The organism is Paraburkholderia sp. A1BS-2L (assembly GCF_051125205.1).
Classification (GTDB): domain Bacteria; phylum Pseudomonadota; class Gammaproteobacteria; order Burkholderiales; family Burkholderiaceae; genus Paraburkholderia.
In genome coordinates this window covers 1,099,609-1,125,444 of the sequence record NZ_CP120429.1, presented here as the reverse complement: position 1 = coordinate 1,125,444, position 25,836 = coordinate 1,099,609, and the positions used below count along the sequence as shown (strand labels likewise).

The window sequence follows — 25,836 nt, the reverse complement described above, 5'->3', positions numbered from 1 at the left end:
GGTGAATCGTCGGCCGCTGCGCCTGGATTGTTGTGAAAAATGACCGGAATCTCGCCCGGCCCGACGAGGACTGGCGGATTCCCAGCGTCAGGGCAGCGCGCGATACGCCGTCAACAGGTGATACGGCGTGGTTGAGGGCATGTCCGCGCGAGCGACTTCCCCGGCCGCGCTTCGGCACTCCACCCAGCCTTGCGGCGTGAGAAAGCGCTGCGCGAACTTGCCGGTCTGCGCGTCCAAAGTTGCGCGCACAACGGTATCGCCATGTGTGGCGAGCGCGCGCAGATATTCGGTCTGCGCCCAGATGCGCTGCGTGGCGTCGATCACGCGACCCCGTTCGTCGAGGGATGCGGCCACAGCGCCCGTCGCCGGGTCCACGCCGTGCTTCACGGCGAACGCGAACGCGCGCGCGAGCGCCTCCTGAAGCCCCGACGCGCCGAGCCGCTGCGCGCCCGCCTGCCGCACGAGCCAGAACCACTCGAATTGATGCCCGGGTTCGAGCCGATTGTCCTGCGCACCGAGCGGCAATTCGGCGATGCAGCCGGTGGGCGCGTGGAGGAAATTGCGCGCCACAGCTTCGGCGAGGGTGGTGATGGCCGCGTCGAAAGCGGCATCGCCGGTTGCCTCGCGGGCCGCGAGCCACGCTTCGGTCAGATGCATCAGAGGATTTTGCAGCGGCCCGCCCGTGACGCTCGCAAACGACGCATCGAGCGTGGCGTTGAGCAAGCCGTCGCCCGCCTTGAAGCGATCGACGATCAGCGCCGATGTTTCGCGCGCCGTGTCGAGCGCTTCCGGCACGCCAAGACGCTGGCCATATGCCGCGCACGCGAACACCACGAACGCGTGCGTGTAGAGATCCTTCGTGGTGTCGAGCGGCGCGCCCTGGGCATCGACGCTGTAGAACCATCCGCCGTGCGTGCGATCGGCGAAGGTACGGCACAGCGACGCGTAGAGCGTGTGCGCATGCGCGGCCTCGCCGGCCTGCGAGAACACGAAAAGCTGGCGGGCGCAGGCCATCGCGCGATAGCGCACGTCGGGCAGCGGCGTCGTGCCCGACGCGTCGAGCGCCTCGTGCGCCAGGCGCAGCGCCGCGTTGAAGCCGGGGCCGCGCCACAACGCCAGGATCGTGCGGTCGAAATGATCGCGCAGGCTCGCTGCGCCGGTGAGAGCGTTCATGAGTGACATGGGCGCATGGGCGCCGGCACGAGGAAAACAGGGTGCCTGCGATTGTACGCTGGGGCCAATCCATCTCTGTCATGGGGCGTACGATGCAAGCATGCGGCGGCGCGTTGCGCTTGACGCAGGGCATGGCGGAGTGGCGTCGGCGCGTCTGGCCGCGGCAATTCCAGCCACCGGGTGGCCTGCGCAAGCGGCGCACATCCACGAAAGCAAGGAGAGCGAGAACGATGCTCGGCAACTGGGAACTCATTTCGCGGCTGGTGCTGGCCGCCGCGCTTGGCAGCGTGATTGGCTTCGAGCGCGAACGTCTGTCGTGGGCGGCGGGGTTGCGCACGCACATGCTCGTATGCGTGGGATCGTCGCTCATCATGATCGTCTCCGCGTTCGGCTTTGCCGATGCGCTCGGCGGCGAGCATGTCGTGCTCGATCCGTCGCGGATGGCCGCCCAGGTGGTCTCCGGCATCGGCTTTCTGGGCGCCGGCTCGATCCTGCTGCGCGGCGAGATCGTGCGTGGCCTGACGACGGCCGCGAGCCTGTGGTCGGTGGCGGCCATCGGCCTTGCCGTGGGCGGCGGTCTCTATACGGCGGCGATCGCGGCCACCATCATCATTCTCATCATTCTCGCGGGCATCAAACCGCTCGAGCGGCGCTTCATCACGTTTCGGCAGCGCCGGCGCATCTCGCTGCTCGTCGATCGCGGCGCGCTCACGTTCCATTCGCTGCACGACGCGCTGGGCACGTCCAGCCCACGCGTGAAGCAGTTCGTGGTGCAGCAGAGCGACGACTCGCCCGAGCTCGACGAGGTGATGATCGTGCTGAGCCGCGTCTCGTCGATGGAGTACGAGGCGATCTGCACAGCATTGCGGCGTCTGTCCGTCGTCAAGGAGTTTCGCGAGGATGACGGACAAGGTTGATGCGTCATCCATGGTTCGCATTCGAGGGGGCTCTCAGGTTTAACGTTTGCGGCTAAGATGCGTGACCAGTGGCGCGCGGTTTTGGGGTTTCAGGGGCGCGCCCAAGGAGCGAAACGCGGCGGTCACGCTGCGGCCAGGCGTGACCGACGTGCGACGCGAGTTCACCTGAAGCGAGTCTCATCGTCGATCCATGGCCGAACACGTAGAACACGCATCCTCGAATACCGGACGCGCCGCACGCAGCGCGCCATCGCGGCGTCGCTCGCCGACGCCTTCCACCGACACCGACGCCGACGCCGCGCAGCCGGCGCACGCCCCAGCAGGCGCGCCGATGCTCGATCTTTTCGATAAGGACCCTGAGCCGGCGACCGAACTCCAGGCGGCCGGCGCGGCGCAGGACAGTGAAGCTGCGCTGGCGCGGCGCGCGGCACCTGCGGCGGCCGAGCCGTCGGCGGATGCAGCGAGCGCCGAAGGCAACCCTGACGATTCTGGCGACGCCGTAACGGTCCGCGCGCAGGACGAGGCGCTGGAGCCCGCTGTCGCTGCCGGGATTGATGCACCGGAGCCACATGAGCCAGCAGGCACGCAAGCCTCGGCGGCTCCGGCATCCGGCCTGCCGGAGCGGCAGGAGCGGGGTGAGGCGATTGCGGCCATCGTCGCTTTGGCGGCTGCCCAGGCTGGCACGCCGCCGCAGTCCGCAGCGACGGCTGCGCCGAAGCAGCCCGAGCCATCGCCCGACCTCCTGGCCGGCGTGTTCGCAAGCGGCCACTCCTACGCGCCGACCAGCGCCGTGGGCAACACGGCGCGCATGATTGCGGCGGTGCATGCTGCGGACGTTGGCGTGGCGGTCCATAGCCAGGCACCCGAGCACGCCACGGCGGCGCTGCCCGCCGGGATCGTCGCGGCGGTGACGGCGCAAACCGCGCAAGCGGCGGCCCAGACGCGCAGAACAAAATGGATGTTGACGGCCGCCGTTGCCGCGCTCGTGGTGACGACCGGCGTTGCGATCGCCCAGACGTTGCTGCTCGCCAGCCTCTCGGCCGACGCGACCGCGCAGCAACAGCGTCTGGACCTGCTTATGCAGAACCAGCAGGCCGCGCTCGACAACATGGCGTCGCACCTCGCTGCATTGACCGCCGCCGCGCCGGCTGTGGCCGTTGCGGCGGCAACGGCGCCGGCGACTGCCGCGACGGGCGCAGCCCGGGAGCCGCAAAGCCCGACGCCGCCGCGCCGTACCGCGCGCTCCGCCAAAACGCCGAAATCGGCGGAAAAGCCCGCCACGCATACGACGGGCAGCAAATCGTCCAGGACGCACTCGCAGCCGTCCACCCGGCAGACGGCGGCAAAAAGCTGACCGTCACGCCCTTCCACCTCGCTTTGACCCCGGAATGGCAGGCTATTCATGTGTTGTGTTGATGCAACGCAGGATAGCCTGCTGCCAGGCCGCGACCCGACGCCGCAGATTTCTTGTTGCACTGCGCTGGCGTTTGGCTAGGGAAAACCCTATAATCATTCCATTCCTAGGGAAAACCCTAGATTCATGTCTAACCGGGAGTCGCCATGAGCTTTATCCTTGCAATTCTTCAAAAGGTGAACGATCTCTTCGCGTCGCCGTACCTGCCGATGGATGCCGAATACTCGTATGCAGCGCGTCATCGCGAAGCAGAACGCATCCGTCGCTCGCACTACAAGCCTTTCCACCTGCCGCGCGACTAAACTCGCTGCGCTCGGAGCGAGCAGGACGAGCGCCGCAGTGCGCGCCGTTCTGAATACATCGCTCCTGCCATGGCTGGATCGAACGAAGCCGGTTCTCGCGAGAGAGCCGGCTTTGTTGCGTTTGGGCCTGAGCGCGTGGCACACAAGCGGTGCACGGCGCGGGCGAATAATGTTTCGTCGCCGTTGCCCGAGTGGCCGGATGTGCCGAGGGAGCCGTGCGACCTGCCTTGCGGCGACGCGCACCACAGGTTTTTCCTTTTGAGGCAGGCACTTGGGTGGATCGCCCAGAGCTTGTCCACAGGGCTTTCAACAAAAACTGTGGAGAAGTTTTGCCCGCAGCGCACAACACCCACAAACATCTGTTCTGTTTAGATTCAACAACTTAGTTGTTGGCACACCGGCCTCGGTTGTCTGTAGCATTCAGACGCAGCAGGTGTTTTGTGGGGGAAATCGTGGGGGAAAACCGTTCGCAAACCATCAGCGAAGGCGCGCTGCTTAAGCTCGGCGCTGCCGATCACGACCGGACCCTGACTGACGGCACCGGCCTGTCCGGCAAGGTCCACGCAGGGGCGAAGCGCATCGCTGTCCACTTCCGCTACCGCTACCGTTTCCAGGGCGCTTCCCGGGAAATGCCGCTGGGCGCGTGGCCGCGCGACAGGCTCGCCGATATCCGGCTTCGGCTTGAAGAAACGAAGCTGCGCGTGGCGCATGGCGGGGATCCGGCAGGCGAGCGCAGGCTGGTGCGCGACAAGCTCAAGGTTGAACAGGCGCAAGTCGAGGTCGCGCGCCAGGAACTGGCCGAGCTCGAGCGCGAGCTGGCCGAATCGCAGCTCACCCTGAAAGACATGTTCGAGGCGTGGCACCCCGAGGCGATGGCACAGAATACGCCCCAGCGTGCGCGGGCAGTGCGTCGCATGTTCGAACTGCATCTGCTGCCGCAATCGGGCGCCACGCGGGTGCTCGATGTGAAGCCCGAGGATATCCGCAAGGCCGTGCGTGCCCTGATTGCGGCACAGAAGGTGTCCACCGCGATTTCACTGCACGTGAACAGCAGCGCGATGTACACCTGGGCTGGCAGGCGCAGGCCGTGGCGGCTGCTGTTTGAAGTGAACCCGGTGGAGGACGTGGACCTCGGGAGAATGCTTCCCGATGGCTATCAGGACTGGTGTGACCGGGTGCTGACAGATGACGAGATCATGGACCTGCGTGGCCGCTTCGCGATGATCCGCAATGCGTTTGAGTTCCGCACCGGTCGCCGCCGTGGACTTGCCACCCCACTGCCGCGTGAGCACGAGCTTGCGGTGTGGCTGATGCTCTCGACGCTGGCACGCATCAACGAAGTGTGCGCTGCACGATGGAGGGAACACATCGACCTGAAGAAGGCGACGTGGTTTGTACCGCCCGAACAGGCGAAAAATTCGAGAGGCTTCACGATCCATCTTTCACCGTTTGCGCTGCGCCTGTTGCGCGAACTGCACGAGCTGACCGGCCACACCCCTTATGTGCTGCCGCATACCAGGGACAACACGAAGCCGGTCACAACCGCGGTAATCCAGTGTGCCATCGGCATGCGGCAATGCACCGGCAAATGGGAGAGCAAAGCCAGGCGCACAGCGGAAATAACCGCGAGTTCGCTTGTCCTCGCAGGCGGCCCCTGGAGCTGTCACGACCTCAGAAGAACCGGTGCCACGATCATGCAGGCTTGTGGTTTCGAGGACATCGTGATCGAACGTTGCCTGAACCACAGCGTGACGACGCATGCGCGTCACAAGGGGCTGAATCCCCGGCTCGTTCGCACTTACCAGCAGTACGACTACGAAGCGGAAATGCACCGGGCCTGGGATGCGCTGGGTGAGTACCTGCAGAATCTGGACGGTGCGCTTTCGCAGATCGACGGGCCACAAACCACGACGGTTGCAAACGACCCGCAGCGGATCAGGGCAGCATAAATCACAGGGGTGTGATTTTTAGCCCTAACCAAATACCCGTTCAACTGATACCCGGAATCGCCATGAATGAACCGATCCTCGTGAACAGCCTGGAATTGCTGAACATCATCCAGCGCTGCGCGAAGCAGGCTGAGGCGCAGCAGGACCGCGAGCTCGAGGCCGTTGTAGACACGCTCCTGTCTGTACTCGTGGCACGCAACGGCCTGCGCCGTGCCTTCGTGACACTGCCTGCTGAAGTGCGTCCGTACCATGCCCGCGCTTGCTTGATTTCGCAAAAAGTGTGTCCCATAATGAATGTGTAATCTGTTTTACACCTCATTGCATTACAGACCGACAGTTCACGCGTCTCATACGCGATCCCAGGCGCGGCCCACATACTGGCCGTTACCCTGAACCAGAGGTCTGCGGGTTCACGCGTCTCATACGCGACCCGGCGCGGCCCACATACTGGCCGTCAGCCTGAACCCAACCGGGTCAACGCGTCTCATACGCCACTCGGGTCGGCGGCATAGGGTTGCCTGTCGGCTCCTGACCCAAATCCACCAGTCTGTACTGGCTGTGCTGGCTTGTCTGCGTCCAGAACGCACGCGGAGTATCTGCGTCCGTTTTTCGCAAATTTCCGGCACGGTGGATTGTTTTGTCCTTTGCTTTTTAACGTTAGTTATCCTTATCAAGGAGAAGGGATTCATGCAGCTTGCACAAATGCAAACCTCGAAGCCGCAACTCACGAAGGTCGTCACCTCGATCCGCGGTGCAGCCGACGCAAAGATCATCAGCAAGGCGGGCAACCTCTACCGCATTGCGCTGAAGCTCATCCGGTTCCGGGACAACTTCAATCCGCGCGACTACGAGGATGCCGCCAACCAGGAGCGCATTGCGCAGTTCCGGCTGGCCTACCGCGAAGGGCGCTATGTGCCGCCGCCTGAGGTTGAGTGGGAGGACGGGTTTGCGTATGTCGTGGAAGGGCACCGGCGCATCCTTGCCGCCCGTCAGGAGGCGGTGGTGGACCTGCTATGCCTCGCCTTCACGGGCACTGCGTTCGAGCGTCGGGCACGGTTGCACACGGCGGCGGCGGACACGCGTTTCACGCCGCTCGAAACGGCAAAGTCACTTGCTGACATGAAGCGCGAGTTTCCGGAGAAGTCCAACGCCGAGATTGCGGCCGCCACCGGCCGCTCGACGCAGGCTGTGGAGCAGTCGCTGGTGCTCGACACCGCGAGCGACGGGCTGAAGGCGATGATTACCGCCGGACAGATCGAGGCGCAGGCGGCAATTGCGTTGATCCGGCAGCACGGCGAGCGCGGCTGTGCACCTGACCACAGGGGCATTCAGGAGTGCTACCGGATGATGAAGGGGCGGAAATGAATCTTACGAGACAGCTTGAGGCCGAGTTGCAGCAGTTGAACCAGATCGGCACGTTCCCGACTGACTACACGTTGCACGACCTGATCCGCTACACGACGGTACTCGGGGCACTGGCCTACAGGGACCGTGAAACCATCGACCGGCTCAAGGCACGCGTCAGGGAGCTTGAGGGGCGTCAGCAGCAAGTGACTTGATGCAATGCCGTTCGCCAAGACCACCGGCTTATCGGAATCCTTCGTGGACCATCGGCTACGCTATTTGGTCCACGCTCAGAGGGAAAGCTTGATACTGCTCACAAGGAATAGAAAAAGGGACGGAGAGACGTGGCTGGGTGTTTATTTCCATACTGCGATCATCTAACCTTGCTTTCGGGTGGTAAGCGTGCGCTTAACACTCCTATATTCCTACAAGACGCGCGTTGGTAGGTCTTGTCATAACTCGTCTTTGCTGAAGGCGTTGTGTAATCAGATGACGGATAAAAATAAGGATAACGTAGAAAGAGAGTCGATAGACAAGGGCCTATCAGCACTCGTGACCATCGCCAGATTTCACAACATCGCCGCTGATTCCGCTCAGTTGCGGCACGCTGCGGCGATGGGTAGCGGCCAATTCAGTGGCAGTGACCTCGTGCTCGCGGCGCGAAGCATTGGTCTGAAAGCGCGTCTCGTTCCGTTGCGTCCCGCCACGCTCAGCAGCACACCGCTACCGGCCCTCGTACTGGACAAGGAGGGTCATCATTTCATCCTCGCTAAGACTGACAGCAACACCGCGCTGATCTTGGAGCCGGGGGCTGCGGCCCCCGTGGTGAGGCCTTTGGAAGAGGTCGTTGCACGGTGCAGCGGCCAGATATTGCTCTGTGCCTCACGCGCGTCTCTCGCAGGCGAACTAGCGCGTTTCGATTTCTCGTGGTTCATCCCGGCGATCGTCCGCTATCGTAGGCTATTGCTGGAGGTGCTCGGCGTCTCGCTCGTGCTGCAACTCTTCGGCCTTGTCTCGCCACTGATGTTCCAGGTCGTGATGGACAAGGTGCTCGTGAACCGCACCTACAGCACGCTGAACGTTGTGTGCACGACGCTGCTTTTCGCTTCGCTATTTGAGGTGCTTCTCACTGGTCTTCGCAACTACGTATTCGCCCACACCACCAACCGCATCGACGTTCAGCTTGGCGCCCGTCTTTTCCGCCATCTCGTTTCGCTACCGCTGGGCTATTTTGGTGCGCGACGTGTTGGCGATACTGTCGCACGCGTGCGTGAACTGGAGAACATCCGCAACTTCCTGACCGGGCAGGCGCTCACGGCGATCATCGATATCGGCTTCTCGTTCGTATTCATCGGCGTGATGTGCCTCTACAGCGTGTGGCTCACACTTCTCGTCGTCGCCTCGCTGCCGGTCTACGGGCTTGTCTCGGCGATGCTCGTGCCCGTATTCCGTGCACGGCTGAACGAGAAGTTCGCGCGCGGAGCGGACAACCAGTCGTTTCTCGTCGAATCAGTTTCAGGCGTTGAGACGGTGAAGGCGATGGCCGTGGAGCCGCAGTTCATCCGGCGCTGGGAGTCGCAGCTTGCGGCCTATGTGAGCGCCGGGTTTCGAGTGAACCAGCTTGGCAACGTCGGCCAGCAGCTAATTCAGCTCGTGGGCAAACTCGTCACGCTCGGAACACTGTTCGTCGGTGCGCGGCTCGTCATTGACGGCCGGCTCAGTGTAGGCGAACTCGTGGCCTTCAACATGATGTCCCAGCGCGTGAGCGCGCCGGTGCTACGTCTTGCGCAACTCTGGCAGGACTTCCAGCAGATCGGCATTTCGATGCTGCGTCTGGGCGATATTCTCAATACGCGCACCGAGATTCCGCAGACGCGACAGGTCTTGCCGCCAATTCGCGGTGACGTATCGTTCGAGAACATCCGCTTCCGCTACCGGCCGGACGGCCCGGCAGTGCTCGACGGCGTGTCGCTGAATATCCGCGCGGGGCAGGTGATCGGCATCGTGGGCCGTTCGGGTTCCGGCAAGAGCACGCTCACGAAGCTGCTGCAACGACTCTACGCGCCGGAGCAGGGTGCTGTACGTATTGACGGCCAGGACCTGGCGCTCGCGGACCCGGCGTGGCTACGGAGGCAGATCGGAGTGGTGCTCCAGGAGAACCTGCTCTTCAATCGCAGCGTGCGCGAAAACATAGCACTTACCGACCCGGGCGCGCCGCTCGAAGCCGTGATGCATGCGGCGAGGCTCGCTGGCGCGCATGAGTTCATCTGCGCGCTGCCGGAGGGCTATGACACCGTGGTTGGCGAGCACGGCAGCAACCTCTCGGGTGGTCAGCGCCAGCGTCTGGCGATTGCCCGCGCACTATTGACGAACCCACGTATCCTGATTTTCGACGAGGCGACAAGTGCGTTGGACTTCGAGACAGAACGCGTTATCCGCGAAAACATGAAGGCATTGTGCGCAGGCCGGACGGTCATCATCATCGCGCATCGGCTCTCTGCAGTGCGGCACGCGAGCCGTATTGTCGCGATGGATCACGGAAAGATTGTCGAGCAGGGCGATCATCAGAGTCTGCTAGACCATGGCGGCTATTACGCTCACCTCGTTTCCCTGCAGGAGGCGTGATCCATGCAATCAATCAAACTTCAGGCGTTCATGGACCTAGTCCGCCGTTACAGCGCGGTGTGGCGCGAGGTATGGGTGATGCGTCAGCAGTTTGAGTCGCCATCGCGTGATGCCGACCACCTGGCGTTCCTGCCCGCTGAACTCGAACTCGTTGAGACACCCGTGCATCCGGCGCCGCGTTGGGCGATGCGCGTGTTGGTGACGATGACCGCCATCGCCCTGCTGATTGGCGTGTTCGGACGGCTGGATATCGTGGTGACAGCACACGGTCAGTTCATCCCCAACGCGAGGGTCAAGACGATCCAGCCCGCGATCACAGGTGTAGTGCGCGAGATTGGCGTGCGCGACGGCCAGCGGGTCGCCGAAGGGCAACTCCTCATGAAACTGGACACAACACAGGCCGCAGCCGATGCGGACAAGGCGCACACGTCGCGGCTCGATGCGGAACTCGCAGCGGCCCGGGCGAACGCGCTGCTTGCGGCCCAGCACGCCAACCGCTCGCCGGTTGTGCCGAAGGTCGACGATGCGCCCGACGCACGCATGCAGGACGCACAGCGTCATGCCGAAGGCGCCTGGCTTGAGTACCGTGCCCAGTACGAAAGCGAACAGGCCGAGTTGCTCAAGCGCCAGGCGGAACTCGAAATCACGCGAGCGCAGATCGCGAAACTCGCGCAGACGGCACCGCTAGCGCGCGAGCAGGCGGATTCATACCGGACACTCGTGGCCGATAAATACGTGGCGCGCAACGACTTCCTGGACAAGGAGCAGCAGGCACTCGACAAGGAACACGAACTCGCGGCCCAGCGCGCGCGCGCAAACGAACTCACGGCGGCGATTGCAGAGCAGCGGGCGCAGATCGAGGCGAAGGCTTTGAAGTTCCGCCGCGACCAACTCGACGAACTCGAAAAGGCCACGCAACTCGTCACGCAGAACCGCGACGACGAAACCAAGGCACAGACTCGTCAGGCGCTCATGAGTCTCACGACGCCCGTGGCCGGCACGGTGCAGCAGCTTTCGGTGCATACGCTGGGCGGTGTGGTGACAACGGCGCAGTCGCTCATGGAAATCGTGCCAGACGACGCGCTTGAAGTCGAGGCACGCCTTCAGAACAGGGATATCGGTTTCGTGCAGGTGGGCCAGCGCGCAGCGGTGAAGATCGAGGCGTTTCCCTACACCCGATATGGCTACCTGAATGGAACCATTACGGAAGTCTCGAACGATGCGTTGCAGGACAAAAAGCTGGGCCTGACGTTTCCGATACGTATCCGGCTGGAAACGAACCGCATCCACGTGGACAACCGCTGGATCACGCTCACGCCGGGCATGGCCGTGACGGCGGATATCGCGACGGGCAGGCGAACCGTTATCGGCTATTTCCTCGATCCGCTGATGCGCACGGCAACGGAGGGAATGCGTGAACGCTAAGTTACGGACACTGCTCGCGGGCCTGACGGCGTTGAGTGTGAACGCCCATGCGATCGACGTGCTGCGAGCCGAGCAGGATATCTTCGCCACGCCGGGCGGCTCGATCGTGCCGGTCTGCGAATCCAGCGGACCACCCGGAAGGCCGCTGCTTATCGCCGAAGCGGTCGAGCGTACGTTGTGCAACAACCCGAAGACGCGCGCTGCCTGGGCTGTCGTGAAGGCTCAGGCGGCGAGTGTGGGCGTAGCACGCGCGGCGTATCTGCCGACGATATCGGCGAACTGGCAGGGTGTACGGCAGAGTTCGGTGGTCGACATCGAGAACCATCCGGCGCTCAGCGAGGACATCAACGCCTTCACGCGCACGGCGAGCGTGGGCCTGAACTGGCTGCTTTACGACTTTGGTGCTCGCGAGGCGGCACTGAAGAGCGCGAATGCGCTGCTCGATGCGGCGCGTGCGACGCGGGATGCGACGCTGCAGAGTTTCTTCGCGCAGGCTGCAAAGGACTACTACACCGCGCAGACGGCGATAGCCGAGCTTCAGGCCGCGCGTGATGTGGAGGCAATGACACGTGAAAGCATGGCTGCGGCTCAGGCACGCGCGGACAGGGGTGTGGTGTCGATCACCGATGCCTTGCAGGCGCAGACGCAGCACGAGCAGGCGGTGTTCAGCCTGACGAAGGCTGAAAGCGATGCGCAAGCGGCGGTGGGTACGCTCGCGGCTGATATGAACCTTGCGCCCGATGTGCCGCTTGATGTACCGCCAGTCACGGAAGACTCCCGCACGGTCCCGGCGTTCGGCGAATCCGTGGCGGAAATGATCCGCGATGTGCAGGCGACGCACCCCTCGGTGCGCGCGGCGCAGGCGCAGTACGAGGCGGCGCTCGCGAAAGTCTGGCAGACGCGCGCGCAGGGGCTGCCCAGCATAAGCCTTGTCGCGAAGTACAGCCGCAACAACCAGCCACAAAGTATGGGGCTTGGCCTAGCGACCTACTCATCGACAGGACATGACGCCTACATCGGCGTGCAGGTAAGCCTCCCGCTGTTCGAAGGCTTCGGGCGACATTACCAGGTCGATCAGGCGAAGGCGCAGGCGGAACGGCAGGAGGATGCCGTCGAGGATGCGAAGCAACAGGTCGCTCTCGATGTCTGGCGCAGCTATCAGACGCTCACGGGTGCGACGAAGAACGCGGGCAATAGCGCGAACCTGCTCGGCATTGCTCAACGGTCGTGGGAAGCGTCGAAACACCGGTACGAGGCGGGTGTGGGAAACATCCTTGAGTTGATGAATACGCAGGCGGCGCTGGCAAACGCGAAGCAACAACGCGTACAGGCGCTAGCGGACTGGAATAAGGCGCGAATCGACCTTGCTTCGAAGCTGGGCACGTTGGGGCGGGAAGACATGCACTGATCTGAATGCCGCGTGTACACACATGTTTTTTGGAGAAACAGGGTATCGAGATGGGGTTCCGGAAGCGCCACTGTATTAGCGGCACTTCCATCACACTGAACCGGGAAACCCGGCTCAAAATTCAATGCTCAACTAAAGAGAGGTATCTATGAGCAACACTATCGAAGTTACGCAACCAAACAGCTCTTATACGATCGACGGTACGACTTTCGAGGTGGATAGTGGTGCGTCGATGAACCTAACCGGTTCATCCAATGAGATACGTGTAAGCAATGGCGCTGGGTCAGTCGCCATATGGGGAGGAGCGGGAAACACGATTTTCGCCGGAGATCACAGCAATGTTACGGACTGGGGTGACCGTGATACGGCGACTATTGGAAATAATAGTTCCGTAAGCATTGGTGGTAACGGCGATAACGTTACGTTAGGAACCAATAGCAGCGTCAACATTGCCTATTATGGCAACAATGACACTGTCACGGTCGGTGCAAATACGACCGTGGCGGTGAATGGTACAAATGCAACTATCAACGCGGTCGCAGGCGGCGGTACGATTGACGTGTGCCGGGATCGATATAATATCGACTTCTGCTATGGCAATACCATGACGTTCAATGCAAATAACTACAATATCCTCCTTGAGGAGCTTGTGGCGAATGTTAATGGTAATGGAAATCAGATAACTCTCAACGCCGATAATACCGCCAATGTGAACGGAAAGTCGGTGCTAAATCTTTCCGGGTCTAATAATACAGTTGCGTTTAACGCGCAAACGCCGAATGGAAATCCGCTGTCGATAACGACTTCAAGCGGAGACTACGTTACCGAAGACGCGACTGGGGCGATTTGGTTTTCCGACTCGTGGCAAACGATGAGCATGCGAAACGGTCTGGTGACCATCGGTTTTGCCGACGGCAACCATGTAGCAATTTCCGGCATAAAATTTACGTCCGACGGAAATAGCGTGGTAGCAGACAACCAGACGAACCAGCTTGTGGCTGCGATGGCTGCATATTCCAATGGGGTGAGTGGACTTTCGGTGCATTCTTCGACGCAGATGGTGACCGACGCATCGCTTTTTGCATCAGCGCAGCATTGAGCTCCGGATGAAAGGCTCCGGCTATAGAGTCTAGTTTTGTTCAACGTATCGAGCGGCGGGGCGCTAATCCCTCTGCTCGATACGGCGGAACGCGAACCTTCAGGAAGCTGCGGCAAAGCATGTGGCCATCTTCCAGGTACACGATTCATTTATGAGACGGTGTTTCAATAACCGGTGGTGCTGAAATTTCATTGACACCGGCACTTACTCCAACTGAGTCGCGGTTGCGATTAAGACGCGTGCTGCATGGAGTAGACCGTCTAAACAATTGATTCGATAAATACAGATGAATGGCACCCGCTATCTCGATTTGCCTGACGTTACGATCTGCGCAATCGATACAATTAACCCCGCACTTGCTGCACGAGCTTTGGATACTTCGATGTCGCAGTGCCGATTTGGTGACGCGCTGCTCCTCGCGCACGAGGAGGTCACCACGCGAGCGCGATTTGTCAGGGTAGAGCGTCTTCAGTCTCTGGGCGACTACTCCATTTTTATGATCAAGCAGCTTGCGCGATACATTTCCACTCCATGGGTGCTCGTTGTGCAGTGGGACGGCTACGTAGTGGACGGATCGCGGTGGACCGATACATTTCGCCGATACGACTATATCGGAGCCCGTTGGCTCAATGTGAGGCCGGGCCTGGAAGTGGGCAACGGTGGCTTTTCTCTACGCTCCTCGAAGTTGCTTGAGGCACTGTCGGACGATCGTTTTAAGGTAGGCCCTGACGCAGTTGAAGATGCCTTGATTTGCGGCACATGGCGGTCCTCCCTTGAGGATGACTTCGGCATCAGTTTCGCATCTGGCGAGGTGGCGGATCACTTCTCCTACGAGTATGAAATTCCGCGACTTCCGACGTTCGGTTTTCACGGCGTGTTTAACATGTGGCGGCATATCGAAGACCGAGAAATGTTGGAAATCATTCGCGATCTCGACATACGTACGCTCTGTTCGCCGCGCGGGGTCGCGCTGTTAAAAAACTATTGCGACTTTAGAAAGTTCGCGTGCGTCAATGCCATTTACCAGCGCTACCGGAAACACTGGAGTGCGCAGGATGTTATCGCTGCGTTCATGCGGAATGGGTTGCATGTAGACACGGCGCAGCAATGTTTGCGCATCTGCGAAGCCGCCTGAAACAGGTGGCGCAGTGAATCAAGACGGACGGCCTTGAGGGTGGTGGCCGGCGGCCAGGAAATCATGTCCTGTGATTTTCCCTATCATCGCGCCGTGGGGAAAATCCACACCGTCTCCCACGCCATGTGCGTCGCAGCAGCCACAACGAAGCTGTTTGCAGATTGGTGCGATAAGTGACTTGTAGAAAGCGCTTGTCCATTTCCGCTTGCTTGTATCCTTTACAGGACAGATGTTTAATATGTAGGACAGTCTCCCTGTGGGAGGACGAAGGTTTTCCCGCAACGCAATGTGTGGGGAAACGTGGGGGAATGGATGTTCGAGGGTGGTGCGGGGAAAGCAATTTCCCCCACGGCCCGCCCGCAAAGCCTTGCAGGGCGGGGGCGTGTGCGGTAGGGGACGGGTTATACACAGAGTTGTGAACAAAAACTGTGGACAAATCTTGCGTGCGCCGGCACTTGAGCACGCGGGAGACCCGGTACCAGATGGCATTCAGGGAACAGGCGACGCGCTGGCCGGTATTGCACTTATCGTGCCGCCGCGCACGAGGGATACACCAGGGATGGGACTCACCTTGAGCGCACTCAAGAAAATATCCTGATCGAGATAATATTATCCCGATGTCTGGCGCTTTCCCTGACATTTGAATAATCAGGATTAGAAGCAGTGGCCTTCACCGATTCCGGGCTATCCGCCCTCGTAACTATTGCCCGCTTTCACAACATCGCAGCTGATCCGGCCAGGCTCAAACATGCCGCCGCGATTACGACGAAGCAATTCAGCGAGAAGGACCTCGTGCTCGCCGCCCGGAGTCTCGGCCTGAAGGCGCGCATCGTCGCGCTGGATCGCGCCAGGCTGGAAGCCACTCCGCTACCCGCGCTCGTGCTCGATAGAGAGGGTCATCATTTCATCCTCGCGAAGACCGACGGGAAGACCGCACTCGTGCTCGAGTCGGATGGCGTCGCGCCCGTCATCAAACCGCTCGACGAAATCGTCGCGCGCAGTACCGGCCAGATGGTGCTTTGCGCCACTATGTTTTTGCGCATACCACCAACCGCATCGATGTCGAGTTGGGCGCGCGCCTGTTCCGCCATCTCGTTGCGCTGCCGTTGGGCTATTTCGGGGCGCGCCGTGTGGGAGACACGGTGGCGCGCGTGCGCGAACTCGAGAACATCCGCAACTTCCTTACCGGCCAGGCGCTCACGGTCATCATCGACATTGCCTTTTCGTTCGTCTTCATCGGTGTGATGTGCATTTACAGCGGCTGGTTCACGCTGCTCGTTGTGGCATCGCTGCCGGTATACGGCATCGTTTCCGCACTACTGGTGCCCGCCTTCCGCGTGCGCCTGAATGAGAAGTTCGCACGCGGCGCAGACAGCCAATCCTTTCTCGTCGAGTCAGTCTTGGGTATGGAGACGGTGAATGCCATGGCCGTCGAGCCACAGTTCGTCCGTCGATGGGAATCGCGGCTCGCGGCGTACGTGAGTGCCGGTTTCCGCGTGAATCAACTCAGCAATGTTGGCCAGCAGCTCATCCAGCTCGTCGGCAAGCTCGTCACGCTGTTTATCGGCGCGCGGCTCGTGATCGACGGACGGCTCTCCGTGGGAGAACTCGTCGCCTTCAATATGATGTCGCAGCGAGTGAGTGCCCCCGTACTGCGACTGGCGCAACTGTGGCAGGATTTTCAGCAAATCGGCATTTCGATGATGCGGCTCGGCGACATTCTCAATACACGCACCGAGGTTGCGCAGACACGCCAGGCGCTGCCGGCCATTCGCGGCGATGTACAGTTCGACAACATCCGTTTCCGCTATCGTCCGGACGGCCCCGTCGTGCTCGATGGCGTGTCGTTCAGCATTAGCGCGGGACAGGTGATCGGCATCGTGGGACGTTCGGGGTCGGGAAAGAGCACGCTCACCAAGCTGCTGCAGAGACTCCACATTCCAGAGCAGGGTGTCGTACGTATCGACGGGCAGGATCTTGCGCTTGCCGATCCTGGATGATTGCGTCGGCAAATTGGCGTCGTGCTTCAGGAGAACCTGCTCTTTAACCGGTCGGTGCGCGAGAACATTGCGCTGAGCGATCCTGGCGTGCCACTCGAAGCGGTGATTCATGCGGCGGAGCTCGCGGGCGCACATGGCTTCATCTGCGAACTACCTGAAGGTTATGACACGGTGGTGGGTGAGCACGGCAGCAATCTTTCGGGGGGCAACGCCAGCGCATCGCGATCGCGCGAGCTTTGCTGACCAATCCGCGGATTCTTATCTTTGATGAGGCCACGAGCGCCCTCGATTTCGAAACGGAGCGCGTTATCCGCGAGAACATGAAGACGATCTGTGCGGGACGCACGGTCGTCATTATCGCGCCCGCTGTGCGAAGGGTTCGGGCGGCATTACCAGGTCGATCAGGCAAAGGCGCAGGCCGACCGGCAACGGGATATGGTAGACGAAGCGAAGCGTCAGGTCGCGCTCGATGTATGGAGCAGTTACCAGACGCTCATGGGCGCGACGCAGAATGCGCAGAACAGTGCGAACTTGCTGGCGATTGCTGAGCGTTCATGGGAGGCCGCAAAGCATCGCTATGACGCAGGCGTTGGGAACATTCTCGAATTGATGAATACGCAGGCGGCGCTGGCGAATGCGAAACAGCAACGTGTGCAGGCGCTTGCTGACTGGGACCACGCCAGAGTGGATCTGGCAGCGAAGCTGGGAACACTGGGTCGAGGAGATCTCCAATAGGGATCGTCTTGTGGATGGATTTAAAGTGGCAGTGCGAATCAATTACTTGAATTTGAGGAGCAGAACCCTGTATGGCAATGCTTTCATTTAGCCTGGTCCGAGGTGACTCGGTCCGGAAATTTTAAGCTCGCATAACAGGAGATGCTAATGAGCTCGTCTTATATTTCTGTAACTGGAAACGCCGAATCGTACACACTCGACAATACGACTTTTGATGTCCAAAGCGGTGCAGGTATGAACCTCTATGGCTCATCGGATCTGGTGTTCCTGGAGAGCGGTGCCGGTGTGCCGTACGGTACTCAGGGCTTCATTCGTATCGTGGGAGATGGAAACACGGTACTCGGATCTTCAGCCAATGGCGCCGAAATTGTCATCACGGGATCGAATAACGTCATTTCTGCCGGGGCCAATAGTCTTGTCATCGATGGAGATGGCGGCGGCGGTCATACTCTCTCAGGCAACGGGCATAACGACACAATAACCGTTGGAATCAATTCGCATGTGACCGCAGGGGTAAATTCAAAAATCAACATGAATGGCGGCTACGCTTTTGTGGCCACGAATGCTACCGCAAGCGTTTCCGGAAGCAATAATTCAGTCGAAGCGCACAACTCCGTCTCGGTTTCCGGGAGTAACAGCTCGGTCTACGATCGCGGGATCGGGATGGGAACGGTCGCGGTATCGGGCTCCGGGAATACGGTTTCAATGGGATCGAAATGGACAATCGATGACTCAAAGGGGGCTGGCAATACAATAAACGTAGGTGATGGAAATCAGATCGTCCTTGGATCTGGGGACGCAGTCAACATCAGTGGCAGCAACAACAGCGTATCGTTTAACTCTGCAAATGGTGCGGAGACAATACAGGCCGCCGGCGGATTCTTCGTAAAGGAGGATGCAAGCGGAAGTATTTCCATGAACGCGTCGTCATTCTCGGTCCAGAATGGCAATGCCGTAATCGGGCTTGGGAACGGGAACGTCGTTACTATCGCCAATGTTAAAGCCGGTCTTGGCGGAGAATTGACATCGAGCAATCAGGCGAATCAGATCGTGTCGGCAATGGCCGCCTACTCGGTCAACAGCGCAGGCCTCACATCAACGGCGACAATCCAGACGCCGGTTGAAACGACTGTGTTTGCTTCCTCACATCATTAAGTATGACTCGGTTAATTTGAGAGGTAGCATGTTTTTGGGGGGATTTCACGCCCCCCGAAAATGGCATGCAGACCAATCGCACGCAGGCGACTTTAAGGTCTTCGCGTTATAGAGGAGAGACGCCGCATGTATGACGCTGCATTCGCCGCATGGAGTGCGGGTTTCGTTTGCGATGCGCAAAGGCATTGCCATCCTCAATCCGGAAATTGCCAATGCTCACGCCGTTCTTGGGAATGTATTTCTTGCGATGGGGGCCGCAGAGGAATCGGTAGCGGCTTTGCGCCGCTCGCTGGAGTGTGACCCGGACAATATTGTCGCGCACGCAAACCTGATTTTCGCGCTCCCTTTTTTGAGCGATTTCCCGGAGGTGCTGATGCGCGAGTGCTCCCGGTTTGCCGCGCAGCGTGAGGCGCCGGTCTTCGTGTGCGAGCGGGAGCGCTTGAACAACCCGGCGCCCAATCGGCGATTGCGTGTTGGCTATGTTTATGGCAATTTTGATTCGCATTACCAATCGCTTTTCACGATTCCGCTATTGTCCAATCACAATCACGCGGATTTTGAAATCTTTTGCTACTCGAGTGTCGCGGAGCCCGATCATGTGACTGCATCAATTCGTGGTCTTGCAGACGTCTGGCGCGATGTGCGCGCATTAGACGACGCAACACTCGCACAGCAAATTCGCGCCGACCGTGTCGACATCCTCGTTGATTTGACTATGCACATGGAGGGTAGCCGGCGTCTTTTGTTTGCGCGGCGTCCGGCTCCGGTTCAGGTTGCGTGGCTTGCTTATCCGGGGACAACAGGTAGTCCCGCGATGGACTATCGTTTATCGGACTGTTGGCTCGATCCTGTCGGCGAGCCTGGCCGAGACGCTTTGTATTCCGAACGAACGATTCGCCTGCCGCAAGCGTTCTGGTGCTATGACCCTCTGACGGGGGGCTTGGCTGTCAACAACCTGCCTGCCGCGAACGGCGAGCCGTTCACGTTCGGCTGCCTGAACAATCCAGCCAAGGTGAGCGATCATGCTCTGGGTCTATGGGCGGGTGCACTTGCCGCTGTGCCCGAATCCCGATTGCTCGTCCTGGAGCCCCGCGGCGTGCCGCGGTCTCATTTGACGGCAAGATATGTTGCACACGGCATTGATCCTTCACGCGTGTATTTCGTCGCTCGACAGCCTCGCCGGAAATCTTGGGCTGCCCGAACTCGTTGCCTATACCGACGACGAATTTGTGCGCGCGGCGCACGCATTCGCACGCGATCTGCCTCGACTCGCGGCCCTGCGCGGGACGTTGCGAACCCGTATGGAGGCATCGGCGCTCATGGACGCGCCACGATTCGCTGCCGGTATCGAACGCGCATATCGGGAAATGTGGCGCGAATACTGTGACAGTCAATGCGGCCGGCGTGCTGTCGGGGGACAAGTTATCCCCACGGTTTTCCACGGAAATTGTGGATAACTCGCTCATTTCGCGTCAGCGCTTTTTATCGTCCCGTGCGATAGTGTGAGCCGCAAGAACCACCATCGCTCACCATGTCCGACACTTACTTCTACGATCCCGCCACCGGCCACGGCCTGCCGCACGATCCATTCAAGGCGATCGTCGCGCCGCGCCTGATCGGCTGGATCTCGAGCCGTTCCGCGGAGGGCGTGCTGAACCTCGCGCCGTATAGCTTCTTCGGCGCGTTCGCCACGTCGCCGGCGGTGATCGGCTTTTGCAGCGAAGGCCGCAAGGACAGCATCGTCAATATCGAGGCGACAGGCGAGTTCGTCTGGAATCTTGCGTCGCGCCCGCTGGCCGCGCAGATGAACCGGAGTTCCGCCCCCGTCGCCGCCGATGTCGACGAGTTCGCGCTGGCAGGTCTCACGCCCGCTCCGGGCCGCAACGTGGCGGTGCCGCACGTGGCCGAGGCGCCGGCCGCGCTCGAATGCAAGCTGCTGCAGATCGTGCGGCTCAATGCGCTCGACGGGTCGCCCATGAACAACTGGCTCGCGCTCGGCCAGGTCGTGGGCGTGCATATCCAGCAGCAGTACCTGAAGGACGGGCTGTTCGACACCCATGCCGCGCAGCCCATCATGCGCGCGGGCTATCGCGCGGACTACGCGCAGATCGGCGAGATGTTCCAGATGGTGCGGCCCACGGCCTGATTGCATGACGCTCGCGGCCGCGTTGCCGCTGCCGGCTTGCGCGCCGATAGTGGCCCGCAAGTCGCCTGCGAATGATCTGCACAGCGACCCGCACGGCGACCCGCACGGCGACCCACATGGCGCGCGACGCGCGAGAGGAGACAGTCCATGCAATCTCCGACCGGATCGGTCGTGGCGCTCAGTTCGGCCGCATCGACGATGTTTTCCATCGGCATGATCTTTCTTGGCTACTGGGGTCTGCATGAGCCCGTGCCGTGGCGCTTCGGCGAGCGCGTGATCGTCGTGCTCGCGCTGGCGGGCTTCGCCTGTCTCGGCAGCGTGCCCTGGCTCGCCACCTCACCCGCGAAGCCCGGCGACGAGTCGCGCTTTCTGCTCGCGCGCCGCTGCTTCCTGACGGGCGCGTGCGCCGTCTGGATCTCGATCGCGCTGTCGCTCGTCCTCGGTTAGCGCCGCGCGTCGTCAGAAGCGCGCGCGCAGCCCCACGGTGCCCACCACCTGGTTCGCCGTCGACGAAGCACCGCCCGCCGTATTGATGAACGCCACGTAGTTGTGGCCCGTGGCGTGCTGGTACATCGCTTCGCCGTAGAGGTCGGTGCGCTTCGAGAGGCGATACACCACCTGCGCATTCACCTGTTGCCACTTCGGATCGGCGCCCCAGCTCGTGCGGTCCACGTGGCCGTCCGTGTAGGTATAGGCGAGGCCGAGGCTCCAGGCCGGATTCAGCTGATACTTGCCGTTCACTTCATAGTTGTTGAAGCTCATGTCGCCGCCGTGCGAGCCGAACGCGTTCGTGCCCGCATATTCGCTGCGCGTGAACACGAAACCCGCCGTGGCCGGACCGAAGCTGTAATTCAGGCCGCCGCCGAAGGAGCGCAGCCGCTGAGCGCCGAGCGAGAAGCCGCCCTTGCCGTTGGCCGCCGACTCGGCGAGGTCCACCGCGCCCGGGCTGCTCGCGTTCGCGCCTTGCGTGCCGTTCAACTGCAGATAGCCGGCGGCCAAGGCGAGCGGGCCGTTGTTATAGCTCGCACCGAAGCTGTAGGCGCGATTGGCCGCGAAGTCGGGCTGGTTCGAGAACGCGTACAGCGCGCCGAACTTGAAGCCGCCATAGCTGTTGCTCGTGTACTTGACGGCGTTGTTGATGCGCAGCGAGTGGTTGAGGTTGTCGTTGTCGAACGGATGCGCGAAGCCCGTGTCGCCGAAGGTGCCCGCCGTGGCCGAGAGCGGCGCGACGAAGTCGACGAGCTCGTCATATTGGCGGCCCAGCGTGAGCGTGCCGAACCGGTCGCTCGCCAGTCCCACCCAGGCCTGGCGGCCGAACATGCGGTTGTCCTGGCCGAGCTTGCCGTTCTGCACGTTGAATCCGTTTTCGAGCAAGAACACGGTGCGCAGGCCGCCGCCGAGGTCCTCGCTGCCGCGCAGGCCGAAGCGGCTGCCGTTGACGTTGCCGCTCGTCGCCTGCCAGAGCGCGCTGCCGGCCTTGCCGCCCGAGCTGGCCACGTTGTTGGTGTACATGATGCCGGCGTCGATCAGGCCGTAGAGCGTGACCGAGCTTTGCGCTTGCGCGACGCCAGGGGCGAGCGCGCCGGCGACTACGACGGCGGTGGCAACGGCGGTGGTCAATGCGGGGGCGAGCGGGAGGGCGTTCTTTTTCACGTGTGATGCTCCTGATGCGGTGTTCTCGTAGCGTTTGGAAAAGGCCTGCTGCGGGCGAAGGCCGGCAAGCAGCGTCAGGAGTGTAGGGATCGGCGGCCGCCGGAAAATCGGCTGTGACTGGAGAAGATTCTTCCACGCGCTGGAAGGAATATTTCATCGCCGTGTCATGAATTGCGTCTTGACTTGCGGCAGGGCGTGGTTCGGGCGGCCATCGGCGCGATAGAAGCCATGCCCGGCGGTTTTGGTACGATGCACGCTTTGCCAGCCGATCCTGAAGCCCCGCGTGAAGCGTTCCGTGTCGTTCATCCGCGCTCAAGCCGAGCAATGGTCCTCCCGCCTGAAGCCCCTCGCGTCGCGCCTGTGCGCGCTCGCGCGCCCGTGGCTCGGCAGGGGGCTACATCATCTGCGCCATCCCACCCGGCGCGGCATCCTCATCGCTATCGGCGCGCTGCCCGCGGCGCTCATGCTCTACGTGCTGGTGCTGATTCCGTTCACGCCCGGCATCGGCGACATCCGCAAGGCGCGGGTGGACCAGCCCGCGCGGATTCTTTCCGCCGACGGCAAGCTGCTCGCCGAATTCAAGCCCTCGAACCGGGAATGGGTACCGCTTTCGCAGATCTCGCCGCATATGGTCGATGCGCTGATCTCGACCGAGGACCACCGCTTCTACGAGCACCACGGCATCGACTTCAAGCGCACGGCGGGCGCGGCGCTGCATACGTTCTCGGGGGATCGCCAGGGCGGTTCGACCATCACGCAGCAGCTTGCGCGCAATCTCTATCCCGACGAGATCGGCCGCGCGCCCACGCTCACGCGCAAGATCAAGGAGGCGATCACCGCGTTCAAGATCGAGGCCGTCTATAGCAAGCCGCAGATTCTCGAAACCTATCTGAACACGGTGCCGTTCCTCTACAACGCGTTCGGCATCGAGATGGCGGCGCGCACCTACTTCGGCGTTTCCGCCGATCAGCTGACCGTGCTGCAGGCCGCGACGCTCACCGGCATGCTCAAGGGCAACGCCTACTACAACCCGGTGATCAATCCCGAGCGCGCGCTCGCGCGGCGCAACACCGTGCTCGGCCAGATGGTGAAGTACGGCAAGCTCACCGACGCGCAGTACGCGACGCTCTCGAAGAAGCCGCTGCGTCTGGACTTCGAGCGGCAAACCGAGCCGCCCGGCCCCGCGCCGCATTTCGCGCAGCAACTGCGCAAATGGCTGATCGCGTGGGCCGACCGCAACGACTACAACATCTATTCCGATGGTCTGGTTGTGCGCACAACCATCGATTCGCGTCTGCAGGCGATGGCCACCGCCGCGCTCAAGCAGCACGCCAATCAGTTGCAGGGCAGCGCGAACGTCGCATGGAGCGGGCGCGACGGCTGCACCACGGGCAACGACGTGTTCAAGACCTTCATGCGCGAGACGCCGGACTACAAGAGCGCGCGTGACGGCGGAGCAAGCGACGAAGACGCGCTCAAGAAGCTCGCCACCGACCGCACCTTCATGCGCGGGCTGTGCAAGGACAAGACCACGGTGCAGGCGGGCTTTCTCGCGATCGACCCGCGCAACGGGCAGATCAAGGCGTGGGTGGGCAGCCGCGATTTCGCCGGCGAGCCGTTCGATCACGTGCAGCAGGCGCGCCGGCAGCCGGGCTCGACGTTCAAGGCGTTCGTCTATGGCGCGGCATTCGCGGACGGCGCCAAGCCCACCGACACGATCGTCGACCAGGCCGTGGAAATGCCGCTCGAAGGCGGCGAGATCTGGCGTCCGAACGACGACGTGCCGCCCAGCAACAAACCGATGACGCTGCGCGACGCGCTCGCGTTCTCGCGCAACCGCATCACGGCGCAGGTGATGCAGGCGGTGGGCCCGGACAAAGTCGCGCGCCTCGCGCGCGCGATGGGCGTGCGCGACAGCGAGCTGAAGCCGGTGCCGTCGCTCGCGCTCGGCACGAGCCCAGTCACCTTGAAGGAGATGGTGTCGGCGTACAGCACCATCGCCAACGATGGCGAGTACCTCGAGCCCCGCATGGTCACGCGCATCGAGGACAGCAAGGGCGAAGTGCTCGCCGAATTCGCGAGCGCCTCGCCCGAGCGCGCGCTGTCGCCCTCGGCGGACCGCACGCTGCTCGACACGATGCGCGACGTCGTGAATCGCGGCACGGGCGCGAGCATCCGCACGCGCTTTGGCATTCGCGCCGACGTAGCGGGCAAGACCGGCACGACCCAGGACAACGCAGACGGCTGGTTCATCCTGATGGACCCGCAGCTCGTGGCGGGCGCATGGGTGGGCTTCGACGACGGGCGCGTCACGCTTCAGGCCGAGGGCGCGCGCAGCGCGCTGCCGATCGTCGGCGACTTCTTCCAGCGCGCGCTGCGGGCGCGCATCGTCGATCCGCGCGCGCGCTTCGACACCGAAGTCCAGCCCGGCGCGTTCGAGACTTTCCGCGACCGGCTCAAGACGTGGATGGACGTCCTGTTCGCTTCGAAGACGCCCGCCGTTGCACCGCGCGCGCCGGCCCATGCACCGGCGTCGCGAGCGGGCGGGCCGGTTGTCGCGCCGACGCCGGCGCCCGCCGAACCGACCGAAGTGCCGCCTTCGAGCGGCGTCGCGCCGGCGGGCGCGGCAGCGGCGTCGGGGGCGACGGCCGCGGCATCGGGCGCGTCGGCGGCTGCCGTGCCGCCGGATATCGCGCGCATGTTCGGCCAGCCGCCGGTGCTGGGGGCTTCCGGTAGCGGTGGCGCTTCGGTGGCGCAGCCCGCGCATCAGGAGCAGACGCCCCAGCAGGCGCCGTATCCGCCGCAAGAGCCGATGCTCGCGCCGACGCCCACGCCCGACGATTCCGCGGCCGGCAACAGCGCGGGCGCGCAATACACCCCGCCGACGCCGCAGCAGGGCAACTGATCCGGCGCGCGGCGCTTACCGTTCCCGACCGCGCTTCTGAACGGAACGGTTAGCTCCGCCGTCCCGATTCACGGCCGTGAAGTAATGCACGAGCCCCAGCGGCGCATGCACGTCGTCGAGCTCGCCGCTGGCGATGGCTTCGAGCGCATCGAGCGCCACGTCGATGTCGCGGGCGCGTTCGGCGTCGATGACCGCGCGCGCCACGCCGCGAAACGCGAGCACCCAGGCGCCGGCCGGCAGCGAGCCGGTGCGCGCTAGATCGATGGCGCAGGCGCCGTGACGCGTCACGGCCTGGGCGGCCAGGCCCTCCGCGCAGACGATGCGGGCGGGCAGGCCGATCGGCATCGGCCGTTCGGCCTGCGATGGTTGCCGCGTGCGCGTGGCAGCGAACGCGTGCGGACGAGTGAATCGGGTCATGGCAATCCTGAATACGGCGAATCTGCGGCTTGTC

The 25,836-nt window shown here is 62.1% G+C and carries 21 protein-coding genes and 1 pseudogene; 19 read left to right on the top strand and 3 right to left on the bottom strand.

All coding sequences use genetic code 11. The annotated features are described in order from the left end of the window. Nucleotides 1–87 precede the first annotated feature (87 nt). Entirely contained in the window at nt 88–1,182 is a 1,095-nt protein-coding gene (locus P5W98_RS19800; RefSeq protein WP_421026381.1) for an AGE family epimerase/isomerase, read from the bottom strand. Nucleotides 1,183–1,403: 221 nt separating this feature from the next. Between P5W98_RS19800 and P5W98_RS19795 the strand changes: the two genes are divergently transcribed. From P5W98_RS19795 to P5W98_RS19710, 18 genes and pseudogenes are all read left to right on the top strand, one after another. After that, the gene (locus tag P5W98_RS19795) at nt 1,404–2,090 is read left to right on the top strand and encodes an MgtC/SapB family protein (RefSeq protein WP_421026382.1); all 687 of its coding nucleotides are present in this window, start codon (nt 1,404–1,406) and stop codon (nt 2,088–2,090) included. 190 nt (nt 2,091–2,280) lie between these two features. Continuing rightward, nucleotides 2,281–3,444 (top strand): hypothetical protein, encoded by a 1,164-nt coding sequence (locus P5W98_RS19790; RefSeq protein ID WP_421026383.1) that lies wholly within the window; start codon nt 2,281–2,283, stop codon nt 3,442–3,444. Nucleotides 3,445–3,650: 206 nt separating this feature from the next. Beyond that, complete coding sequence (locus P5W98_RS19785) at nt 3,651–3,806, top strand: hypothetical protein (protein WP_167556505.1); 156 nt, start codon at nt 3,651–3,653, stop codon at nt 3,804–3,806. 440 nt (nt 3,807–4,246) lie between these two features. Next, nucleotides 4,247–5,755: a tyrosine-type recombinase/integrase gene (locus P5W98_RS19780; protein WP_421026384.1), complete on the top strand. Its 1,509-nt coding sequence runs from the start codon at nt 4,247–4,249 to the stop codon at nt 5,753–5,755. Between the two features lie 62 nt (nt 5,756–5,817). Further along, a complete protein-coding gene (locus tag P5W98_RS19775) occupies nt 5,818–6,057 on the top strand; it encodes a hypothetical protein (protein ID WP_421026385.1) in 240 nt (79 codons plus the stop codon). Nucleotides 6,058–6,442: 385 nt separating this feature from the next. After that, nucleotides 6,443–7,120, top strand: a complete 678-nt coding sequence (locus P5W98_RS19770; RefSeq protein WP_421026386.1) for a hypothetical protein — start codon at nt 6,443–6,445, stop codon at nt 7,118–7,120. Beyond that, nucleotides 7,117–7,314: a hypothetical protein gene (locus P5W98_RS19765; protein ID WP_421026387.1), complete on the top strand. Its 198-nt coding sequence runs from the start codon at nt 7,117–7,119 to the stop codon at nt 7,312–7,314. The genes P5W98_RS19770 and P5W98_RS19765 overlap by 4 nt, the downstream gene beginning before the upstream one ends. A 274-nt stretch (nt 7,315–7,588) precedes the next feature. Then, nucleotides 7,589–9,724: a type I secretion system permease/ATPase gene (locus tag P5W98_RS19760; protein WP_421027055.1), complete on the top strand. Its 2,136-nt coding sequence runs from the start codon at nt 7,589–7,591 to the stop codon at nt 9,722–9,724. Nucleotides 9,725–9,727: 3 nt separating this feature from the next. Further along, the gene (locus P5W98_RS19755) at nt 9,728–11,149 is read left to right on the top strand and encodes an HlyD family type I secretion periplasmic adaptor subunit (RefSeq protein WP_421026388.1); all 1,422 of its coding nucleotides are present in this window, start codon (nt 9,728–9,730) and stop codon (nt 11,147–11,149) included. Then, a complete protein-coding gene (locus tag P5W98_RS19750; RefSeq protein WP_421026389.1) occupies nt 11,139–12,557 on the top strand; it encodes a TolC family protein in 1,419 nt (472 codons plus the stop codon). Before P5W98_RS19755 ends, P5W98_RS19750 begins: the two co-directional genes overlap by 11 nt. A 148-nt stretch (nt 12,558–12,705) precedes the next feature. After that, nucleotides 12,706–13,656: a hypothetical protein gene (locus P5W98_RS19745; RefSeq protein WP_421026390.1), complete on the top strand. Its 951-nt coding sequence runs from the start codon at nt 12,706–12,708 to the stop codon at nt 13,654–13,656. 286 nt (nt 13,657–13,942) lie between these two features. Then, on the top strand, nt 13,943–14,791 hold the full coding sequence (locus P5W98_RS19740) for a DUF5672 family protein (RefSeq protein ID WP_421026391.1): 849 nt from the start codon (nt 13,943–13,945) through the stop codon (nt 14,789–14,791). Nucleotides 14,792–15,454: 663 nt separating this feature from the next. After that, nucleotides 15,455–17,180: pseudogene (locus P5W98_RS19735) on the top strand (ABC transporter transmembrane domain-containing protein); the annotation flags it as partial. Beyond that, nucleotides 17,125–17,526: a TolC family protein gene (locus P5W98_RS19730; protein WP_421026392.1), complete on the top strand. Its 402-nt coding sequence runs from the start codon at nt 17,125–17,127 to the stop codon at nt 17,524–17,526. The pseudogene P5W98_RS19735 and the gene P5W98_RS19730, both read left to right, overlap by 56 nt. A gap of 147 nt (nt 17,527–17,673) precedes the next feature. Next, nucleotides 17,674–18,681, top strand: a complete 1,008-nt coding sequence (locus tag P5W98_RS19725; RefSeq protein WP_421026393.1) for a hypothetical protein — start codon at nt 17,674–17,676, stop codon at nt 18,679–18,681. A 130-nt stretch (nt 18,682–18,811) separates the two neighbouring features. Beyond that, on the top strand, nt 18,812–20,068 hold the full coding sequence (locus tag P5W98_RS19720) for a hypothetical protein (protein ID WP_421026394.1): 1,257 nt from the start codon (nt 18,812–18,814) through the stop codon (nt 20,066–20,068). A gap of 144 nt (nt 20,069–20,212) precedes the next feature. Next, complete coding sequence (locus tag P5W98_RS19715) at nt 20,213–20,827, top strand: flavin reductase family protein (protein ID WP_421026395.1); 615 nt, start codon at nt 20,213–20,215, stop codon at nt 20,825–20,827. A 147-nt stretch (nt 20,828–20,974) separates the two neighbouring features. After that, nucleotides 20,975–21,274: a hypothetical protein gene (locus P5W98_RS19710; RefSeq protein ID WP_421026396.1), complete on the top strand. Its 300-nt coding sequence runs from the start codon at nt 20,975–20,977 to the stop codon at nt 21,272–21,274. Nucleotides 21,275–21,286: 12 nt separating this feature from the next. Here P5W98_RS19710 and P5W98_RS19705 read toward each other — a convergent pair whose 3' ends face one another. Further along, the gene (locus P5W98_RS19705) at nt 21,287–22,447 is read right to left on the bottom strand and encodes a porin (RefSeq protein ID WP_421027056.1); all 1,161 of its coding nucleotides are present in this window, start codon (nt 22,445–22,447) and stop codon (nt 21,287–21,289) included. Nucleotides 22,448–22,763: 316 nt separating this feature from the next. Here P5W98_RS19705 and P5W98_RS19700 point away from each other — a divergent pair, with 316 nt between their 5' ends. Next, the gene (locus P5W98_RS19700; protein ID WP_421026397.1) at nt 22,764–25,385 is read left to right on the top strand and encodes a penicillin-binding protein 1A; all 2,622 of its coding nucleotides are present in this window, start codon (nt 22,764–22,766) and stop codon (nt 25,383–25,385) included. A 15-nt stretch (nt 25,386–25,400) separates the two neighbouring features. Here the strand turns inward: P5W98_RS19700 and P5W98_RS19695 are convergent, their stop codons facing one another. After that, the gene (locus P5W98_RS19695) at nt 25,401–25,802 is read right to left on the bottom strand and encodes a HypC/HybG/HupF family hydrogenase formation chaperone (RefSeq protein WP_421026398.1); all 402 of its coding nucleotides are present in this window, start codon (nt 25,800–25,802) and stop codon (nt 25,401–25,403) included. Between the last annotated feature and the right edge of the window lie 34 nt (nt 25,803–25,836).

Coding starts and splice junctions, on each gene's coding strand:
- P5W98_RS19800 (WP_421026381.1), bottom strand. CDS start 1,182: ATGTCACTCATGAACGCTCTCACCGGCGCAGCGAGCCTGCGCGATCAT.
- P5W98_RS19795 (WP_421026382.1), top strand. CDS start 1,404: ATGCTCGGCAACTGGGAACTCATTTCGCGGCTGGTGCTGGCCGCCGCG.
- P5W98_RS19790 (WP_421026383.1), top strand. CDS start 2,281: ATGGCCGAACACGTAGAACACGCATCCTCGAATACCGGACGCGCCGCA.
- P5W98_RS19785 (WP_167556505.1), top strand. CDS start 3,651: ATGAGCTTTATCCTTGCAATTCTTCAAAAGGTGAACGATCTCTTCGCG.
- P5W98_RS19775 (WP_421026385.1), top strand. CDS start 5,818: ATGAATGAACCGATCCTCGTGAACAGCCTGGAATTGCTGAACATCATC.
- P5W98_RS19770 (WP_421026386.1), top strand. CDS start 6,443: ATGCAGCTTGCACAAATGCAAACCTCGAAGCCGCAACTCACGAAGGTC.
- P5W98_RS19765 (WP_421026387.1), top strand. CDS start 7,117: ATGAATCTTACGAGACAGCTTGAGGCCGAGTTGCAGCAGTTGAACCAG.
- P5W98_RS19760 (WP_421027055.1), top strand. CDS start 7,589: ATGACGGATAAAAATAAGGATAACGTAGAAAGAGAGTCGATAGACAAG.
- P5W98_RS19755 (WP_421026388.1), top strand. CDS start 9,728: ATGCAATCAATCAAACTTCAGGCGTTCATGGACCTAGTCCGCCGTTAC.
- P5W98_RS19745 (WP_421026390.1), top strand. CDS start 12,706: ATGAGCAACACTATCGAAGTTACGCAACCAAACAGCTCTTATACGATC.
- P5W98_RS19740 (WP_421026391.1), top strand. CDS start 13,943: ATGAATGGCACCCGCTATCTCGATTTGCCTGACGTTACGATCTGCGCA.
- P5W98_RS19725 (WP_421026393.1), top strand. CDS start 17,674: ATGAGCTCGTCTTATATTTCTGTAACTGGAAACGCCGAATCGTACACA.
- P5W98_RS19720 (WP_421026394.1), top strand. CDS start 18,812: ATGACGCTGCATTCGCCGCATGGAGTGCGGGTTTCGTTTGCGATGCGC.
- P5W98_RS19715 (WP_421026395.1), top strand. CDS start 20,213: ATGTCCGACACTTACTTCTACGATCCCGCCACCGGCCACGGCCTGCCG.
- P5W98_RS19710 (WP_421026396.1), top strand. CDS start 20,975: ATGCAATCTCCGACCGGATCGGTCGTGGCGCTCAGTTCGGCCGCATCG.
- P5W98_RS19695 (WP_421026398.1), bottom strand. CDS start 25,802: ATGACCCGATTCACTCGTCCGCACGCGTTCGCTGCCACGCGCACGCGG.